Origin of the sequence: Vibrio plantisponsor (assembly GCF_013041605.1) — a bacterium.
GTDB lineage: Bacteria > Pseudomonadota > Gammaproteobacteria > Enterobacterales > Vibrionaceae > Vibrio > Vibrio plantisponsor.
Genome location: NZ_JABEQC010000040.1, coordinates 1 through 644, shown reverse-complemented (window position 1 = coordinate 644; position 644 = coordinate 1). Strand labels below are relative to the sequence as shown.

The 644-nt window shown below is 41.8% G+C and carries 3 tRNA genes; all 3 read left to right on the top strand.

Annotated features, from left to right (window positions below):
- Nucleotides 1-62 precede the first annotated feature (62 nt).
- Nucleotides 63-138, top strand: a tRNA-Glu gene (locus HKI82_RS20420).
- A gap of 1 nt (nucleotide 139) precedes the next feature.
- A tRNA-Lys gene (locus HKI82_RS20415) sits at nucleotides 140-215 on the top strand.
- A 30-nt stretch (nucleotides 216-245) separates the two neighbouring features.
- Nucleotides 246-321 (top strand) — tRNA-Val (locus tag HKI82_RS20410).
- The last annotated feature ends 323 nt before the right edge of the window (nucleotides 322-644 follow it).

Genomic DNA, 644 nt, shown 5'->3' with positions numbered 1-644 from the left:
AGATTCTCTTGATGAGTGTCCACACAGATTGATTAGGTTTAGAAAGATAAGAGTATCTTAGTGTCCCGTTCGTCTAGAGGCCTAGGACACCGCCCTTTCACGGCGGTAACAGGGGTTCGACTCCCCTACGGGATACCATGGGTCGTTAGCTCAGTTGGTAGAGCAGTTGACTTTTAATCAATTGGTCGCAGGTTCGAATCCTGCACGACCCACCATTCTTCTCCACGAAGAATTCAAACTTATGTGGGCGATTAGCTCAGTTGGGAGAGCACCTGCCTTACAAGCAGGGGGTCACTGGTTCGAACCCGGTATCGCCCACCACTCTTTAAGCATTTTTGGATAAAGAATCCAAACCACTTCAATAAAACGTACGTGGTTCGGACTTTTGACGACGAGAATCCTTAAAAAGTGATGAAAATGCACTTTGCTCTTTAACAATTTGGAAAGCTGACAAATAACGATTTGATTCTTTTTATAGAAAGTATCGTTATTTATTAAAAGTTCTCAAATCCTAGATGACTCAGTCATTTAGGTACCAATACACATTCAAGTGTTCTTGGGAATAACGAATGTTATTCATATTTGAGTCCGGCAAAATCGAAATGTCTCTCGCTCATTCAAATAATGAGAGACAACTAAACCTT